This window comes from uncultured Fibrobacter sp. (assembly GCF_900316465.1).
Classification (GTDB): Bacteria; Fibrobacterota; Fibrobacteria; order Fibrobacterales; family Fibrobacteraceae; genus Fibrobacter.
Genome location: NZ_ONDD01000028.1, coordinates 1 through 17,385, shown reverse-complemented (window position 1 = coordinate 17,385; position 17,385 = coordinate 1). Strand labels below are relative to the sequence as shown.

14 protein-coding genes are annotated in these 17,385 nt (G+C 51.2%); 11 read left to right on the top strand and 3 right to left on the bottom strand.

The genetic code is table 11. From position 1 onward, the window contains the following. Positions 1-5 precede the first annotated feature (5 nt). Complete coding sequence (locus QZN53_RS10600) at positions 6-2,582, bottom strand: ATP-binding protein (RefSeq protein ID WP_163438932.1); 2,577 nt, start codon at positions 2,580-2,582, stop codon at positions 6-8. 58 nt (positions 2,583-2,640) lie between these two features. Here QZN53_RS10600 and hflX point away from each other — a divergent pair, with 58 nt between their 5' ends. The 8 genes from hflX to QZN53_RS10560 all read left to right on the top strand — a co-directional run bounded on the left by hflX (position 2,641) and on the right by QZN53_RS10560 (position 12,398). Further along, positions 2,641-3,810, top strand: a complete 1,170-nt coding sequence (gene hflX, locus QZN53_RS10595; protein WP_163438931.1) for a GTPase HflX — start codon at positions 2,641-2,643, stop codon at positions 3,808-3,810. Between the two features lie 94 nt (positions 3,811-3,904). Continuing rightward, positions 3,905-4,969 (top strand): ABC transporter permease, encoded by a 1,065-nt coding sequence (locus QZN53_RS10590; RefSeq protein WP_163438930.1) that lies wholly within the window; start codon positions 3,905-3,907, stop codon positions 4,967-4,969. Between the two features lie 8 nt (positions 4,970-4,977). Continuing rightward, on the top strand, positions 4,978-5,763 hold the full coding sequence (locus QZN53_RS10585) for an ABC transporter ATP-binding protein (RefSeq protein WP_163438929.1): 786 nt from the start codon (positions 4,978-4,980) through the stop codon (positions 5,761-5,763). Between the two features lie 12 nt (positions 5,764-5,775). Then, positions 5,776-6,702, top strand: coding sequence for an MlaD family protein (locus QZN53_RS10580; protein WP_163438928.1), 927 nt, complete (start codon positions 5,776-5,778; stop codon positions 6,700-6,702). Between the two features lie 3 nt (positions 6,703-6,705). Then, positions 6,706-7,299, top strand: a complete 594-nt coding sequence (locus QZN53_RS10575) for an ABC-type transport auxiliary lipoprotein family protein (protein ID WP_163438927.1) — start codon at positions 6,706-6,708, stop codon at positions 7,297-7,299. Between the two features lie 121 nt (positions 7,300-7,420). Continuing rightward, complete coding sequence (locus QZN53_RS10570; protein WP_163438926.1) at positions 7,421-8,950, top strand: porin; 1,530 nt, start codon at positions 7,421-7,423, stop codon at positions 8,948-8,950. Positions 8,951-9,057: 107 nt separating this feature from the next. Continuing rightward, positions 9,058-11,604 carry a DNA gyrase/topoisomerase IV subunit A gene (locus QZN53_RS10565; protein ID WP_163438925.1) on the top strand — a complete coding sequence of 849 codons (2,547 nt, stop codon included), beginning with the start codon at positions 9,058-9,060 and terminating at the stop codon, positions 11,602-11,604. A gap of 455 nt (positions 11,605-12,059) precedes the next feature. Continuing rightward, on the top strand, positions 12,060-12,398 hold the full coding sequence (locus tag QZN53_RS10560; protein WP_163438924.1) for a hypothetical protein: 339 nt from the start codon (positions 12,060-12,062) through the stop codon (positions 12,396-12,398). On the opposite strand, the gene QZN53_RS10555 is transcribed toward QZN53_RS10560, so the two are convergent. Further along, positions 12,382-14,340, bottom strand: a complete 1,959-nt coding sequence (locus tag QZN53_RS10555; protein WP_163438923.1) for an NAD(+) synthase — start codon at positions 14,338-14,340, stop codon at positions 12,382-12,384. The two genes, QZN53_RS10560 and QZN53_RS10555, sit on opposite strands and share 17 nt — an antisense overlap. Positions 14,341-14,438: 98 nt before the next feature. Between QZN53_RS10555 and queC the strand changes: the two genes are divergently transcribed. Genes queC through QZN53_RS10540 form a run of 3 tightly spaced genes read left to right on the top strand, consistent with a single transcriptional unit; the run spans position 14,439 to position 16,128 of the window. After that, the gene (gene queC, locus QZN53_RS10550; RefSeq protein WP_163438922.1) at positions 14,439-15,092 is read left to right on the top strand and encodes a 7-cyano-7-deazaguanine synthase QueC; all 654 of its coding nucleotides are present in this window, start codon (positions 14,439-14,441) and stop codon (positions 15,090-15,092) included. 1 nt (position 15,093) lies between these two features. Beyond that, positions 15,094-15,429: a 6-carboxytetrahydropterin synthase QueD gene (queD, locus tag QZN53_RS10545; RefSeq protein ID WP_163438921.1), complete on the top strand. Its 336-nt coding sequence runs from the start codon at positions 15,094-15,096 to the stop codon at positions 15,427-15,429. A 6-nt stretch (positions 15,430-15,435) separates the two neighbouring features. Next, the gene (locus tag QZN53_RS10540; protein WP_163438920.1) at positions 15,436-16,128 is read left to right on the top strand and encodes a radical SAM protein; all 693 of its coding nucleotides are present in this window, start codon (positions 15,436-15,438) and stop codon (positions 16,126-16,128) included. A 9-nt stretch (positions 16,129-16,137) separates the two neighbouring features. On the opposite strand, the gene QZN53_RS10535 is transcribed toward QZN53_RS10540, so the two are convergent. After that, positions 16,138-17,385: sigma 54-interacting transcriptional regulator (locus QZN53_RS10535; RefSeq protein ID WP_163438919.1), on the bottom strand; the 1,248-nt coding region annotated here is incomplete at its 5' end.

Here is a 17,385-nt window from a genome sequence, read left to right as displayed (position 1 = left end):
TTCCACTACTTCAACAAGCGCGTAATCAATGCGAACAATTCCGTAAAATCTATCGGCTTTGTCACGTGTCCATTCACGCCGGCATCGAATGCCGCTTGTTTTTCTTCTTCAAAGGCACTTGCCGACAGGGCGATAATAGGCAATCTCGATTTACGGCGGTCTTCCATTTTACGAATTCGAACCGTCGTTTCAAGGCCGTCGCCCTTAGGCATTTTCACATCCATCAGCACGGCATCGAACGAGCCTGCCGGAGACATATCGATTTTTCGATAGCAGTCGTTACCGTTATTGACGCTAACGACATCGGCATTGGCCGTTTGGAGCATACTCGAGACAATTTCAATCGTTTGCGGATCGTCATCGGCCACAAGGATTCGCTTTCCAGTAAGGGATTTCTTAAACGGAGATTCCTCGACAGGAGCATCTTCTACTTGGTCATCGGCAATCTGGTGCGGAGTTACAACCACGACACGGGTACCCTCGCCCACTCGGCTTGTAATCTTCACCGTTCCGCGCATCAGGTCAACCAGCTTTTTCACAATGCTAAGTCCAAGACCGGTTCCATCGATACCGCGGGTAAGCGCCGACTGTTCACGTTCAAAGAGTTCAAACACCTTCGGCAAGAATTCTTCCGAAATTCCGACGCCCGTGTCTTCAACAACCGTTTCGATATAGCACATTCCCTGAGTTTCATGAGGCAAGTCGCGCAACGAAATGCGGACAAGCCCGCCAGCACGAGTGTACTTGATGGCGTTGCTCACAATATTCAAAAGAATCTGATGGAACTTCACCTTATCGACATACACGCAACGGGACTTGATATTGCGCGAGACCTGCAGCATGACATTCTTTTGTCTTGCAGTCTGTTCAAAAGTCGTAATCAAGTCTTCGCTCAACGTTGCCGTCAACGCCGGGTGTTCTTCAAGTTTTTCGTAACCCGATTCAATTGTCGTAAGACTCAAGACCGAATTGATCATATCGAGCAAAAGCGAACCTGCCGACTGAATACCCCTCATATAGTAATTCAGCATCGATGTCTGGGAATCGGGCAAGTTCAGGTTCAGCAAATACTTTTGGGCGAGAATACCATAGCCAAGAATCGCATTTATCGGAGTTCGAATATCATGGCTAATATTGAACAGGAAATTCGACTTCGCCTTGTCGGCACGCTGTGCGCGGTCAAGCGCCTTCACAAGCGCCACGCGCTGTTCGTTCAGTTCCTTGCGTTTTTCAAGTTCTGCATTCATGGATTCATCGACAAGCTTGATACCCATGACAAATTCCGGGCGGTCCTTGGACGGCTTGACATAATGAACCTGCATGTAATGAATGACGCCGCCTCTAGAAATGCGGTAAATGAATTCAAAACGGTTACGCTTCAGGAATTCACGATTCAGGCGTTCCAAATTGATAACGCGATCAAAAAGCGGACGATCTTCGAGCAGCACCATACGGTTAACATACAGAGACGTCAGTTGATCGTAATGCGGAGACTTATCAAAGGCATCCTGCATGTAACGCGACACATTCTCGTCAATGCAATAGCTTTCGCTTTGACCAGTCTTGGAATCAATGACAAAGACACTTCCATAAGAATCCGTAAGCGCATTGATGACGTTCAAGTGTTTACCTTCTAATTCGCTACGCAAGCGACGATTGGTACGGTAAACTGAGTGAATATAGATGATAAAGAAAAGCAGAACAAAGAAAAGTGCAAAGAACGACTTTAGCACAATTACCTTGGTTACACCTGTCAGCACATGGTACGGCACCATTTGTACAACGAACCACCCCAGTTCGTTTGCCGGCATCACGCTCGCAATCGATGTGCCATATTCCGTAGTAAACCTAAACGCCTTCGGTTCCTTGAGAACGGCATTCTTTTTGAACATGTCAAAAATATCCGCAGGGAAAAATTCCTGGGCACGTTTTTCAAAAGATTTTCCGTAATCATTCTCGACAATGTTCGAGGCGATGATATTCAATTCACCATCGCACACAAGCACCACCGTCTGCACACCATTCACCGTATTATTGAGCAAGGGCAAAAGGTCTTTTTTACCGCCCAAGATTCCCGAAATCACGCCAATCACGGAATTATTGTAATAGAGCGGGGTAAATACGTTGATTTTTGATTCACTGAAGGTTTTGGCCTTGTAATCGATCCAAATGCCAGACCGGCCCATGAGTCCCTGGCGGAAAAAATCGCTTTCAGAGACATCAATCGGTTCCTCGTCATAAGAAAGCTTTAGGCCATCTTTTCGAATATATTCAATCTTTGAAAAGGGAACCTCACCCATCATTGACAAGAATACCGATTCCGGGCGGCGAAGTTCCGGACCATCCATTTTCTTGGACACGGAATAAGACACCAGCTTAATACTGCTTTTTGCATATTTCAGCTTTTCGGTCAATTCCGAAGACATTCGCTGCGTATTCTGCACAATAGATTCTTCGACCTGTTTAAAATAGGCCTCGCGAGCGACCAAGGCGTAAACAACAACAAGAATAACTACCGCAACCGCAACCACGATAATGGCTGGGCTTAAGGGCATCCAACGTTTTAACTTAAACTTTTTCATAGCAAATCAAATTATTTAGCGTAATTATAACAAAAGTTTTTTCTAATATGTAGCTCGTATGAAGGAATTGACCATCGAACACAAGCCACAAAAGGAACGCTGCATTCTTGTCGGGATTTCTACACCCAAGGTGCGTCCGTGGCTTGCAACCGAACAGCTTGCAGAACTCGGAAGACTTGCAGAAACTGCAGGCGCCGAAGTCGTGCAAAGCTTTTTACAACGCGTACAAAATTTCAGTCCGGCAACACTCATTGGCGAAGGCAAGGTTAACGAAGTCAAGCGAGCCCTTGAAGAACTTGACGCCAAGATGGTCGTATTCGATGACGATCTTTCTGGTTCACAGGTTCGCAATCTAGAACAGAGACTCCCCGGAATCAAGGTTCTCGACAGAACCGGCCTTATTCTCGATATTTTTGCAAAGCATGCCATTACCGCCGAAAGCCGTTTAATGGTCGAAGTGGCACAGCTCCAGTACATGATGCCCCGCCTTACCGGTGCATGGACCCACCTTTGCCGCCAGCATAACGGCGGTATCGGAACCAAAGGCCCTGGCGAAACACAGCTTGAAACGGACCGCCGCATGATCCGCAAGCGCATTCAAGAACTTAAAAAGAAGCTTGAAAAAATCGAGGATGCCCGAGAAAGCCAAGCCGAAAACAGGAACGACATTTTCCATATCGGTATCGTTGGTTACACGAACGCAGGCAAATCGACACTCACGAACCGTCTGACTGGCGCCGACGTGTATGTAGAAGACAAGTTGTTTGCCACCCTCGACAGTACCACTCGAAAGCTGTATTTGGACGGCGAAAACATTATTTTATCCGACACAGTCGGCTTTATCCGCAAACTTCCGCACAACTTAATTGAGACCTTCAAGAGTACGCTTGGTGTAGCCGCTCATGCGGACTGCATTTTGGAAGTCGTCGACGGCTCTGCGCCCGATTACCGCGAGCACCTCGAAGTCACGCACCGAACGCTTGAAGGCATTATCAGTCCCGAAACGCCTCGCATTCGCGTCTTCAACAAGGCCGAAATCTGCGACGAGGCTCGACGCACTGAGCTCCGCGAGAACTATCCCGAGGCCATTCAGGTAAGCGCCCGTGAAAATATCGGCATGGAACGCCTTAAAGAAACCTTTAAGGAACAGCTTGCCGAATGGCATAAAAAACGCGAAGTTCACGAGCAAAAAGTGAAAGAACATGCCGAAGCACCCTGGAAAGAGTAAATCGCATTGCGAATCATCTTGTTTATACGGCTTTTCGTCGTAAAAAAGTAAAAAACGTAACACGATTTTTACCGATTTTCTAGATTTCGCCTCAATGGAAGGAAGAACAATCACACTCCCAGCAGCTCTTACAGCCGCAAACAGCAAGAATTTGTTGCGGGAGTGTCGGCGTACGCTCCGAAACGAGCCGCTTTGTCTCGATGGTTCTGCCCTTACGCGAATGGACTACAGCGGAGACGCATTCTTTGCGCTCCTCGCCGATTTAAGCGAAAAAACCGGCAACAAGCTCACGCTCGCCCACTTCAACGATGAAATCAAGGCTCAGCTCAGGGCCCTCAAGAAAGAAAAAATCCCTGAAAAAGTCAAGCACGGATACAACAACATCCTCGAAGCCCTTGGCGCAAAGACCATTGTCGTTGCCAAAGAAGTCGCCGAAGTATTTATCCTCTTGAACATGAGCATCTACTGGATGATTTGCGGGCCTTTCGACAAGGGTCGCAGCAAGTTCGGCGGGACCGCCAAGCAGGTCTTTATGCTTGGTACCGAAGCCACGGGCATCTGCTTTCTGATGGTCGCCCTCATCTGCTTTACCATGGCTCTCCAGAGTTCATTCATGCTCAAGGCCGTGGGCGGCGGATCCTACCTCGCCTCAGGTCTTGGCTACTTGATTTTCGCCGAAATCAGCCCCCTTTTAACGACCATTATCTTGGCAGGCCGTTCCGGCAGCTCTATTGCGGCTGAAATTGCGAACATGTCTGTCTGCGAAGAAATCAAGGCCATCAAGACCATGGCCATTTCGCCGGTGCAGTACCTGGTGGTCCCCCGCTTTATCGCGATGACGATTTGCACCCCAATTCTAGCCTTCTGTGCCGGCATTGCGGGCTGCCTTGCCGGTTTCCTGATCGGATACTTCTTCTTTGACATTTCATTTGCGAACTACTTCCAGTCCATCCGCGACGGGATTCCGCCGATTCTTTTCTTAAAGAGTACGGTCAAATCCATCGCATTCGGTTGGTTGGTTACGCTGATTTCTTGCAACAAGGGCCTCAATGCTGAAGGCGGTGCCGAAGCGGTTGGCCTTGCAACGACATCTAGCGTCGTGGTATCGATTTCTGCCATCATTGTCGCGGACTGCGCGTTCAGCTTTATATTCTACTAGGAGCGGACATGGACGACATTACTCTCAAAGTAGATCACCTGAAAGCCGGTTACGACGGAAAGACCGTGTTGAACGATATTTCGTTCGACGTCAAGAAGGGCGAAATCCGCATGATTCTTGGCAGTTCTGGGTGCGGTAAGTCGACACTCATGAACAACATCCTCAAGCTCTACAAGTCCGAAAGCGGTACAATCACCTACTTCGGAAAACAGTTTGGTGCCAAGGAAGGTCTCGATTTCGAGACTCGCCTGCGAACGGGAGTGCTTTTCCAGAACGGGGCTCTTCTGTCGGATTTGACGGTTGCCGAGAACGCCATGCTTCCGCTGATTCGCAGCATGCCCTACATGCCCAAAAAGCAAATGGAAGCGATTGTAGCCGACCGACTTGAAAAAGTGCACCTGCTGCATGCCTTCCATAAGTACCCCTCCGAACTTTCGGGCGGCATGAAGCGCCGCGCAGCACTCGCCCGCGCCATCGCCCTCAAACCGGAACTGCTCTTTTGCGACGAGCCCTCGACCGGCCTTGACCCGGTGACCGCCCGCTCACTTGACGAACTTTTGCTTGAACTTCGCGACACTCTCGGGGTCTCGATGGTGATTGTGAGCCACGAACTCGAAAGCATCAAAATTGTCTGCGACCGCTTTATTTACCTGAAAGACGGCTACGTGCTCCTGGACGGCACCTTGCAGCAAGGGCTTGATAGCGAAGACCCGATACTCAAGCATTTCTTCAATAGGCAATGCCCCAAGGAAGAAGACAACAATGAATATTACCATTTTAACTTTATCGATTGATTTGGAGTAACCATGGAAACCACACGCTCCGAACGAATCAAGATTGGCGCCTTCATGCTCCTTTGCGGGATCATGATTTGCATATTCTTGGGTTATGTGCTTTCGCGCTTTTTGAACAAGGAATTTGACAACTATTACACCGTATTCAGCGAATCGGTCATCGGTCTTTACAAAGATGCCCAAGTCAAGTTGAACGGTATCGATGTCGGTAACGTCACCGAGATTGCAATCGATTCTTCGAACCTGAACCAGGTGATTGTCCGTTTCCGCGTAAACAAGGGCACGCCCATCAAGATTGGCACCCGCGCCGGCATGACTCACGGCATTTCACTCACCGGCGAAAAACAGATTGTGCTTTCGGGCGGACGCTTTGACGAACCCGATGTAGCTGAAGGTGGATTTGTTCCCGCCGAAAAAACGGCCTTTGACGAAATGGCCAACAAGGCAACAGACATTATCGGGCACATTGATTCGCTTTTGACAAACATCAACAAGATTTTCTCGTCCGAAAACGCCGACAACATCAGCAGCGCTATCAAGAATTTTGAAGGGGCCTCCAGGAATCTGAACAATATGACCCAGAACCTGAACAAGCCCATCAACAACATTTCGAATGCGGCGGCCTCCATGAAAAATGTTCTCGCCGAAATCGAAGAAGCAAAGATTGCTGCCAAAACAAGCGAAAACATGGACTTGGTCAAAGAAAAACTTGAAGCAATCGACACCAAGAGCATGAACGAAAACATCACGCAGACTCTGGAGTCGATCAACCAGCTTTCCAAACGCCTCGACCAGATGGTTTACAAGAATCAGGACCAGGTCGGCGACGCCGTGGTGGAACTCAACGCCGTGCTTGAAAACCTCGAAGAATTCTCGCAGAAGATTAAGAACAATCCGTCGGTGCTGATTCACGCCGAAAACAAGTCTAGAAGGAAGTGATCCATGTTCAAGAAATTCATTCTCTTATCGGCAATCGCACTTTCCTTGACCGCCTGCTTGGGCGGTGGTTCTAGCGAACCCACGCGCTACTACACAATCGCCGTCGAAAAAATCAGCATGCCCTCGGCGGGAGCATTCGCCGACAAACGTCTGCAGGTACGCAAGTTCACCATTGAACCCGCTTACCAGCGCACAAACATTGTTTACCGCGAATCGGCCTACGACTTCATGTTCTACGATTTGGACTTGTGGGCCAGCCGCCCCGAGCACATGATGGCCCAAGTTGCAGGCGAATACATCGCCAAGAGCGGACTTTTCAAGACCGTCGAAACCAAGCCCACCGGCAAGCCCGACTTTGAACTTCTCGGAAACATCATCGCCATCGAAGAAGTGGACGAAGGTTCTTCGCAGTACGCACGTCTCGCCGTGCAACTCACCTTCCGCAAGACCGAAAGCGACCAGGCTATCTGGGAAAAGAGCTTTGATGAAAAGCTAAGCATGGACAACCGCGAACCGAGAACTACCGCCGAAGCCATTTCTAGGCTCTTTGGCAAGTACATGGGAGAAGCTCTGAACGAAATTTCGTCCCAGAATTAGTAATAAAACAGCGGAATATCTAGAAAAGTGCCCCCAAAAGGCACTTTTTTTCGTTAGTTTTGTCAAAAACCGTTTACATTGTTAAATTTCGTAAAGATTAACATTCATAAAGGAGCTCCAAATGAAATCCATGAAACTTTCTGCAATCATGCTCGGCCTCGCCGCCGCAAGCGCCTTTGCACAAGCCGCCCCGGCTGCAGCCCCTGCAGCCCAGCCGGATGCAGCCCCGACCGCTCAACCGGCCGCCGCTACCCCCGCAGCACAACCCGCTGCTGAAGCCCCGAAGGCCGAAGCCGCTCAACCCGAAGCACAGCAAGCTGCCGCTCCGGCCGCCGACACGGCAGCCGTAGCCCCGAAGGCCGAAGAAACCAAGGTTGCCGAAGAACCGAAAAAAGAAGAAGCCAAGGCAGAAGAACCCAAAGTCGAAGAAAAGAAAGAAGAAGTAGCCAAGGCTGAAGAGCCCAAGGCCGAAGAACAGAAAGAAGAAGCTAAAGAAGGCGCCTCATTCATAGAACGCCTGAACATCACCAAGGCCGACCCCGCACCGGAAGGCAAGAAGGCCATGGAATTCAAGGTTTCCGGCCAGGCTGAATTTGACACCTACGTCAACTGGAAAAACGACAGCGAACAGGACTTCTATCACGATTTCTGGTCTACCGTTGATGTCGATTTCGAAGTAAAGTTTAACGAAAAGTGGTCTGCCCAGGTTGAAATTGAAGCCGATGGCGAAGGAACTTCGCCGGCAGTTCACTATAACGGTGCGTTCGTTCAATACCAAAAGAACGATAACTTTGCCATCAAGTTTGGTGACATGACCTATGCCGAAGGCGCATTCAACTACTACGACTACATGGATCCTGCTGATTACGCCGCAGGCATGAAGGAACACGATGTCCGTGGTATCGAGTTGGATCTCTATGGTCTGCAGCTCGCTTTTGGCTTGACCAGAAGCGGCAATGACGCCACTTGCAGCGAGCAGAAATACGATGCAAACGGAAACCCGATTCCGGCAGAAAGAGCCTGCAAGAGCTACGATGTGCACGCCGCTTACCAGTTTGACTTAGCCGGTCAAATGCTCCGCCCGTTCGTTCACTACCAAAATTGGCAGCTTGAGGGAGAAAACGAATTCCACGCCGGTTTGGACGCCGCCCTCGAATTCGGTCCTTTCGCCATTCACGCCGTCTATGGCTTGCATAAAGACAACATCACCAAGTCCAACCCAAAATTCTCTCACGCCTTCTTAGCAGAACCCACCTTCAAGGTTGCCAACGTAACTGTCAAGGGCGGATTCTTCTACGCCCTACTGGCAGACAACCTGGAAAATGCAACGATTCACGACATCGAAATTCCTGAATACATGTTTGCTTACGGCGAAGGCATCATCAAGTTCAACGACGCATTCGCCCTCGGTGCCGTTGGCGAATTGCACTCGAACTCTCTTGACGTGGATACCGACCTCGGTACTTTGAACTTCGGTCTGCGTTCTTACTTTACTCCGGTCGATGGCCTCGATGTAACAGGATTCCTCATGGCAATTCTCCCCATGGGTGACGACTGGGAAAAGGCTGAGCACGCCGCTGCCGTTTCTACAATTGACTACGGCGAAGATTTGAACCTCAAGTTCGGTGTTGAAGCCTTGTTCAGCTTCTAATTGAGCATTTTTGCACCTTTGTGCAGTAGTGTCAATTTTTTGACACTACTTTTTTTTATATTGTGTCCGTACGTTGAAATTTAAGCCTTAAAACGCATTTTTTGAATATGAGCGAAGAAATTAAAGATTCGACCCTTGGACTTTCAAACGTTAACCACCTTGAAAAACTCTATGACGGGTGGTTCCTGGACTACGCCAGCTACGTGATTTTGGACCGCGCTGTTCCGTACTACGAAGACGGACTTAAGCCGGTGCAGCGCCGCATTTTGCATTCCCTTTTCGAAAACCACGACGGCCGCTACCAGAAGGTGGCCACCATCGTCGGTCGAACCATGGCCTACCACCCGCACGGCGACGCCTCCATTGGCGATGCACTCGTGGGCCTCGGCCAGAAAAATTTGCTGATTGACACCCAGGGTAACTGGGGTAACCCCTTCACTGGCGACCGTGCAGCAGCCCCCCGTTATATCGAAGGCCGCCTCACGCCGTTCGCAGTCGATGTCGTATTCAACCCCGAAACCACTGAATGGATCCCGAGCTACGATGGCCGTAGCCAGGAACCGGTGACTCTCCCTGTCAAGTTTCCGCTCTTGCTCGCCCAGGGCGTAGACGGTATCGCCGTGGGTCTTTCCACCTCGATCCTCCCCCACAACTTCAGGGAACTCTGCGAAGCAAGCATCGCCATCCTCAAGGGCAAGAAGTTTACGCTGTACCCGGATTTCTTTACCGGCGGCATCATCGACGTAAGCGACTACAACGACGGCCAGCGCGGCGGTAAGGTCCGCGTGCGCGCGAAGATTGAAAAGGTCGACAACAAGACGCTCGCCATCCGCGAAATCCCGTACGGCACTACCACCGTCAGCCTGATCGAAAGCATCGTGAAGGCAAACGACAAGGGTAAAATCAAGATTAAGCACGTCGACGACAACACGAGTAAAGAAGTCGAAATTCTCGTGCATCTGCAGCCGGGCACCGACCCGCAGGTCGCCATCGACGCCCTCTACACCTTTACCGACTGCGAAAAGTCCATTTCTCCCTGCACCTGCGTCATTGTCGACAAGCACCCGAAATTCCTTGGCGTCTCCGACATTCTGCGCATGAACACGGAGCACACGGTCAAGCTCCTGGAATGGGAACTCGCCAACGAACTTAAGCACCTCGAAGACAAGTGGCACATGACCACTCTCGAAAAGATCTTCATCGAAAAAGAAGTCTACGAGGTCATCAAGAAGGCCAAGGATCGCGAACAGATTATCAACTTCGTGCGCGAAGGCCTTATGCCGTACGTGAAGCGCCTGCACCGCAAGGACATCACCGACGAAGAAATCGGCAAACTCATCGAAATTCCGATCCGCCGCATAAGCCATTACGACCGCGAAAAGGCCGACCAGCTTCTGAAGGAACTGGAAGAAAGCATCGCAACCTGCAAGTACAACCAGGAACACATTACCGACTACACCATCGAGCACTTCAAGAACATCTTGAAAAAGTACGGCGAAGGCAAGGAACGCCGCACGCAGATTGCCGAATTCGGCAAGGTCGAAGCCGTGCACGTGGCTCTTGCCAACCAGAAGCTCTATGTGAACCGCAAGGAAGGCTTTGTGGGCACCGGCATGAAGAAGGAAGAATACCTCTTCGACGTGTCCGAATACGATGACTTGATCGTGTTCAAGGCCGACGGCAGCTTCAAGGTCGTCAAAGTCAGCGACAAGGACTTTGTGGGCAAGAATATCTTGCTCGTCGAAAAGTTCAAGAAGGACGACGACCGCCACATTTACAACGTGATTCACCAGGACGGCAAGGACGGCGCTTACTATATCAAGCGATTCAACGTGGGTGGCGTTACCCGCGACAAGGATTACTTTATGGGTAAGGGCAAGCCCGGCAGCAAGATTCTGTACATGTCGAGCAACCTGAACGGCGAAGCCGAAGTCGTGGAAGTCACGCTGAAGCCGCGTCCGCGCACCAAGCTCAACTTCGAGGTGGATTTCAGCTCCATCGACGTGAAGGGCCGTGGCGCCATGGGTAACATTGTGACCAAGTACCCAGTCAAGAGCATCAAGCGCGTCCGCAAGGGCGTGAGCACCTTGGGCGCCCGCGTTCTCTACTTTGACGCCCTCGCCGGCATCATCAGCACCCAGAAGAAGGGCGACCGCATCGGCGAATTCGGCGAAAAGGACAAGATTCTCATTGTCAAGGAAAACGGCACCGCCCGCGTTCACGACATGGCCGACCCGATTCTCGTGGGTACCGGTATCAAGTACGTCCACAAGTTCGATCCGGAACAAGTCTTTACGATTCTCTACTTCGAAGGCGGCAACTTCAACTACATGGTCAAGCGTTTCAATTTGGAAGGCTGCCCCATGACTACGGAATTCAGCCTCGTGTCTGACCACAAGGATACGCAGATGATTGAATTCTTCGCCACCGAAGACGCCCGCGAGCTCATGGAATACCAGGTAGGCCGCGAAGTCCAGAAGGAAGAACTCGATTTGACCGAAGTCGCCGAAGTCAAGGGCTACAAGGCTTTGGGCAGCAAGTTCACCGCCAAAAAGGTGAAGCGCGCCACCCGAATCACCCCGCCCGACACTTTCGATGACGGGTCTAACGACGACGATGATTCTGACGAATCCGACCCGGAACTGTTTGATTAAGTAAAAGGGGGACGCCTCCCCCTCACTTCAACCCCGGCTGTGTCATCCTGAGCTATACAACACTTGGGACAAAGTCCCTTAGTGGTCGTTATCCACCTTGTGGAGAAGCCCATTGGGCGAAATCGAAGGATCTAGCCGGGTTTTTCGTAACCCTCTCGCCTAGGGGTACACCCCTAAAACCCCTTGATAATGCGGGAGGGGCCCCAGCTCGGAGTTGACGCCTACGGCGTCCGTGGCTGCGTTCGGTCATATAGGCAAGTAAACAAGCCTATGCGACACTCACTTGCACACTTTTGCGAAGGCACCCTTGGCCGACGCTTTATTATCGCTTGCTAAGCGATTATCTTCTTACTTGTCTTGCCGGACTCGTTCCGGCACCTCCATTCCTCGCCTACTGTCATGCTGAACTCGTTTCAGCATCAGCATTTCTTTTTTCATTAGTTTATATTTAAGGCATGACTGATAAGATGAAAGGTCGGCTATATACATGGTTAGTCTTTACTGGGTTTTATCTTGTAATGACATTATTCCTTTTATGTATAGGGGCCGATTTTTTTCTAATGATCATCCTATTTATCTTTTGGGCCGTCATCACCGGAATAACATGTTTAGTTTTCGGATTTATTCCCGGTAGGGGTAATTCATTTTTTGTAGACAATTATTTGAACGAAGAACCCGTAGATTATCGTAATTCATCCGATATTTTTGACGAAGCTTTAGGTTTAAAGCAGCCTGAAGAACGTGAAAAAACGTTTGACGAGCTTATCGCCAAGAAACCTACATCCAATCGCTGAAGCTTGAGTCACTGGGCATGCGCCAGTCAGCGCGGGGCGACAGGGAGATTGTACCGACTTTCGGGCCGTCAGGAATGCAGCTGCGCTTGAACTGTTGCGTAAAGAATCGGCGCACGAATACGGCTAATGCCTTCTCCAGTTCTTCGTCGCTGAACTTGCCGGCAAAGGCATACTTCGCGAGGAACAGGAGCTTTTGTGGGGTCGCGCCGTACTTTGCAAAGTGGTACAGATAGAAGTCGTGGATTTCGTAAGCGCCCAAGATACTTTCGGTCTTCTGTGCAATCTGGCCGTTCGCATCGGCGGGCAAAAGTTCCGGCGACACCGGCGTGTCCAAGATATCGCGGAGCACGTCGGCAAGTTCTTTTGCCGTCTTCTTGTCGGCGGTAAAGCTTTCGGCATGGTCGGCATACCAGCCCACCACATGGCGCACGAGCGTTTTCGGAATATCGCAGTTCACTGCATACATGGACATATGGTCAGCGTTATAAGTGCTCCAGCCGAGAGCGATTTCAGAAAGGTCTCCAGTTCCGATAACGATTCCGCCTACACTGTTGGCAATGTCCATCAGAATCTGCGTGCGTTCGCGGGCCTGCACGTTTTCGTAAGTCACATTGAGCGTTTTCGGGTCGTGACCGATGTCGGCAAAATGCTGCAGGCAAGCCTTCTGGATGTCAACCGTGCGCAATTCTACGCCCAAGAGTTCCGCCATCGTGACGGCGTTGTTCTTGGTGCGCTTGGTCGTACCGAATCCAGGCATCGTAAGCACCAGGATTTCAGAAGCAGGGCGTTTCAGGAGCTTGAAAGTTTCGGCCACCACGAGCAAGGCAAGCGTAGAATCCAAGCCGCCCGAAAGGCCAATCACCGCGCGCGCAGAATGCGACGCTTCGAGTCGCTTCGCAAGTCCTGCGCATTGGATATTGAAAATCTCGGTGCAGGACTTGTCGCGAGTTTCGATGTTGCCCGGCACAAACGGCATCGGCGCCACAAAGCGATACTTAAGGCTATCAATCGAACGCAGGCCATCGAAACTCGCCGCGCGCGCATAGAAGCTGCGGCTGTCGAAATCCTGGAACGAGCCTTCGCTCAAGCGCTGCATGTTCAGGCGTTCCACATCGACATCGGCGTAAATAATTTCAGATTCGCGGCTAAACGGCTTGCTTTCGGCAATCATGCTGCCGTTCTCGGCAATCATCAAGTGACCGCTAAAGACCATGTCCGTCGTAGATTCATGCACGCCCGCCGACGAATAAACGTAGGCAGCCATGCAACGTGCCGACTGGTTCATCACCAGGTTACGGCGGTAATCACGCTTGCCGACCAAGGCATCGCTTGCCGACAGGTTCACAATCACATTCGCGCCAGCCAGGGCAAGTTCGCCACTCGGCGGCACCGCGGTCCACAAGTCTTCGCAAAGTTCCACGCCCACGCGGACCTCGGAGCCAGACTTTCCGGCAACCGTAAAGAAGTTCGTCACCGGCACATCGCCGAAGCCCTCAACAGGGCAAACCGGCGCAGCCCCTGCTACACCGCCACGCAACAAGTCGCGGCCGCTGGAGAAATGGCGCTTTTCATAAAATTCACGCTGGTTCGGCAAATGAATCTTGGGCGTCACCGCCACAAGTTTACCCTTCTGCACAAAGGCGGCGCAGTTGTACAGGCAACCGAACATGCGTAGCGGAAGCCCCACCGCAATCACCGTATCGCTCTTTGCAAACGCCTCTGCAATCTTCGAGAGCGATTCCACGCTCTTCTTGAGCAACAATTCCTGATGGAACAGGTCGCTACAGGTATACCCCGTAATGCAAAGCTCCGGGAACACGACGAAGGCGGCGCCCCCATCAATTGCCTCGGTTGCACAGCGAATAATCTCAGCTGTATTGTAGGCAGTATCGGCGACTTTCAGCGTCGGGCAAACAGATGCGAATCGGTAAAATCCAAACATAACCTAAATATAGCTTTTCATTTTTCATTAATTTTCTATATTTGCGCGCCAGTCAGTTCGAAATCCATCCTGACTATAAACAAAACTAGGAGCCCCCCATGAAAAACGCCTTGCTGGTACTCTCCGGCGGAATGGACAGTACCACCCTGCTTTACGAACGCGCCGACGAAATCGCGCTCGCCGTTTCTTTCGATTATGGCAGCAACCATAACGACCAGGAAATTCCCTTTGCCAAGTACCACTGCGAAAAGCTCGGAATTCCGCACCTGACCATCCCCCTCAAATTCATGCATGACTATTTCAAGTCATCGCTTTTAGAGGGTGCAGACGCCATTCCCGAAGGGAGTTACGACAGCGAAAACATGAAGTCGACCGTAGTCCCGTTCCGTAACGGAATCATGCTTTCCGTAGCCGCAGGCCTTGCCGAAAGCCGCGACCTCACCAAGGTCATGATGGCAAACCACTTTGGCGACCACGCCATTTACCCCGACTGCCGCGAAGAATTCGTCAAGAACATGTCGGCAGCCATTGCAGCAGGCACCTACGCAGGCATCACCATTGACGCCCCCTACACCAACATTTCCAAGGCCGACATCGCCCGCAAGGGTAAAGCCCTCGGCATCGACTACAGTCAAACCTGGTCTTGCTACAAGGGCGGAAAAATCCATTGCGGAAAATGTGGCACCTGTATCGAGCGAAAAGAAGCCCTCGCCGAAGCAGGCATCGAAGACACCACGGAATACGGAGCGTAATATGTACAGAGTCATCAAGCGCATGGAAATCTCGGGAGCGCACAAGCTCTCGCTCCCCTACGAAAGCAAATGCCGCGGTCTGCATGGCCACAACTGGATTATTACGGTATATTGCAAGTCCGAAACGCTCGACGAAAATGGCATGGTCGTCGACTTTTCTCGCATCAAGGAACTTGTTCACGGCAGGCTGGATCACCAGTTCTTAAACGACGTGATGGACGCAAACCCCACCGCCGAAAACATGGCCCGCTGGATTTGCGAACAAGTTCCGCACTGCTACAAGGTGCAAATCCAGGAAAGCGAAGGCAACCTGGTAGAATACGAAATCGACCCGTAGGCCATCATGAAAGTCTGCGAAATTTTTAGAAGCATCGAAGGCGAAGGCCTGCGTACCGGCCAGGCCGCCGTATTCGTACGACTCCACGGCTGCAACTTGCGCTGTAGCTATTGCGATTCCATGTACGCCGTCGAAGGCAACGACTACAAACAAATGAGCGTTACCGAAGTCGTAGACGCTGTAGAAGCTTACCACACCGAAAGCGGCGTAGAATGCGTGACACTCACCGGCGGCGAGCCCTTGCTCCATGCAGGTGTCTACGAGCTCCTGCAAACCTTGTGCGACAAAAATTTCAAAATCAATATTGAAACCAACGGCACCATTCCCTGCAAGTGGCAACATGCAAACCTGTTCTACACCATGGACTGGAAATGCAAAAGCAGCGGCATGTCGGGCAAAATGCATATCGAAAACCTCGCCACGCTCCGCAGTAACGATGTGCTGAAATTTGTCGTCGGCGCCGACGAAGACCTAAGCGAAACCGAAAGCGTTGTCGCTAGGCTCGCCCAAATCAAGGCCACCGACGCACAAGAGGCAACAGGCATGCCGTCCATCTATGTTTCGCCAGTATTCGGAACCCTCGACTACGACAAAATCGTAGACTGGATGCTTTCGAGCAAAATCATGACCGAAAACAACGCCCGTTTCCAAGTGCAATTGCACAAGGTTATTTGGGACCCCGACAAACGCGGGGTGTAATCCACAAGATTACTGACGCCCGGACTTGATGCCGAGTTTATTCATACGGTAATTCATCATGCGCGGAGACACGCCCAAGTCGCGGCCTGCGGCAGAAAGGTTACCGTTATTGCGCTTGATTGCCTCGGTAATGATTTCACGTTCGTAATTGTTCATCATCACTTCGAGCGGAGCGGTCTTGGTCGTCACGGCACCAGAAGGCCCGACGCTAAGGCTTGTCTGCAGCGAAGGCGGCAAGTTGTAGCTGTGAATGCAGTCGTCGCTTGCAGTAAGAACCGCGCGTTCCATGCAGTTTTCCAGTTCACGCACGTTACCCGGCCAGTGATAGCTCATGAGCAAGTTGATCGCCGTCGTCGAAAGGCGGGCCACCTTCTTGTTGTAGCGCAGATTCATCTTTTCAATGAAGTGCTCCGCCAGCAAGATGATGTCGGACTTGCGCTTTGCCAAATCGGGCATGGTAATCGGGAAAATGTTCAAGCGGTAGAACAAGTCTTCGCGGAACTTGCCCTGCGCAATTAGCTCTTCCAAGTTGCGGCTTGTCGCAGCCAGGAATCTCACGTCGGAATGGAGTTCTTCGTTACTGCCCACGCGGCTAAAAGTACGTTCCTGCAAGAATCGCAGGAGCTTCACCTGGGTCTGCATCGTAAGGTCGCCTATTTCGTCGAGGAAGAGCGTTCCCCCGTCGGCAGCTTCGGCACGACCGATACGGCGATTCACCGCACCCGTAAACGCACCCTTTTCGTGACCGAAAAGTTCGCTTTCTACCAGGTTTTCAGGCAAAGCCGCGCAGTTCAGCGTAATGAAAGGCTTGTCCTTTCTTTCAGACAAATTCACAATTGCACGGGCAATCATTTCCTTACCCGTACCGCTACCGCCACGAATCAGAACCGTCGCATCGCTCGGAGCCACCTGGCGCACCTGTTCATAAATCTGCTGCATTTCGCGGCAGTTACCCACCAGTTCGCCGGGGTTGTTCGAAAGCATGTCACGAAGCTTGCGGTTTTCTTCGAGCATGGCTTCGTGTTCGTTATGCAGTTCAATGCATTCGTTAGCGGCATCACCCGTGATGTTTGCAATGATTTCAAGCAAAGCCACATCGCGGTCTAAATCAGTAGCGCCATCCACCGGGCGGTCAATCGAAAGCGTTCCGATCACCTGACCGTCGTGAATCAAAGGCACACAAATAAAAGCCACCTGGGAGTCATAATGGCGGCTACCCGTACGGTTCAAGAAGCGGGAGTCTTTGCGCAGGTCAGG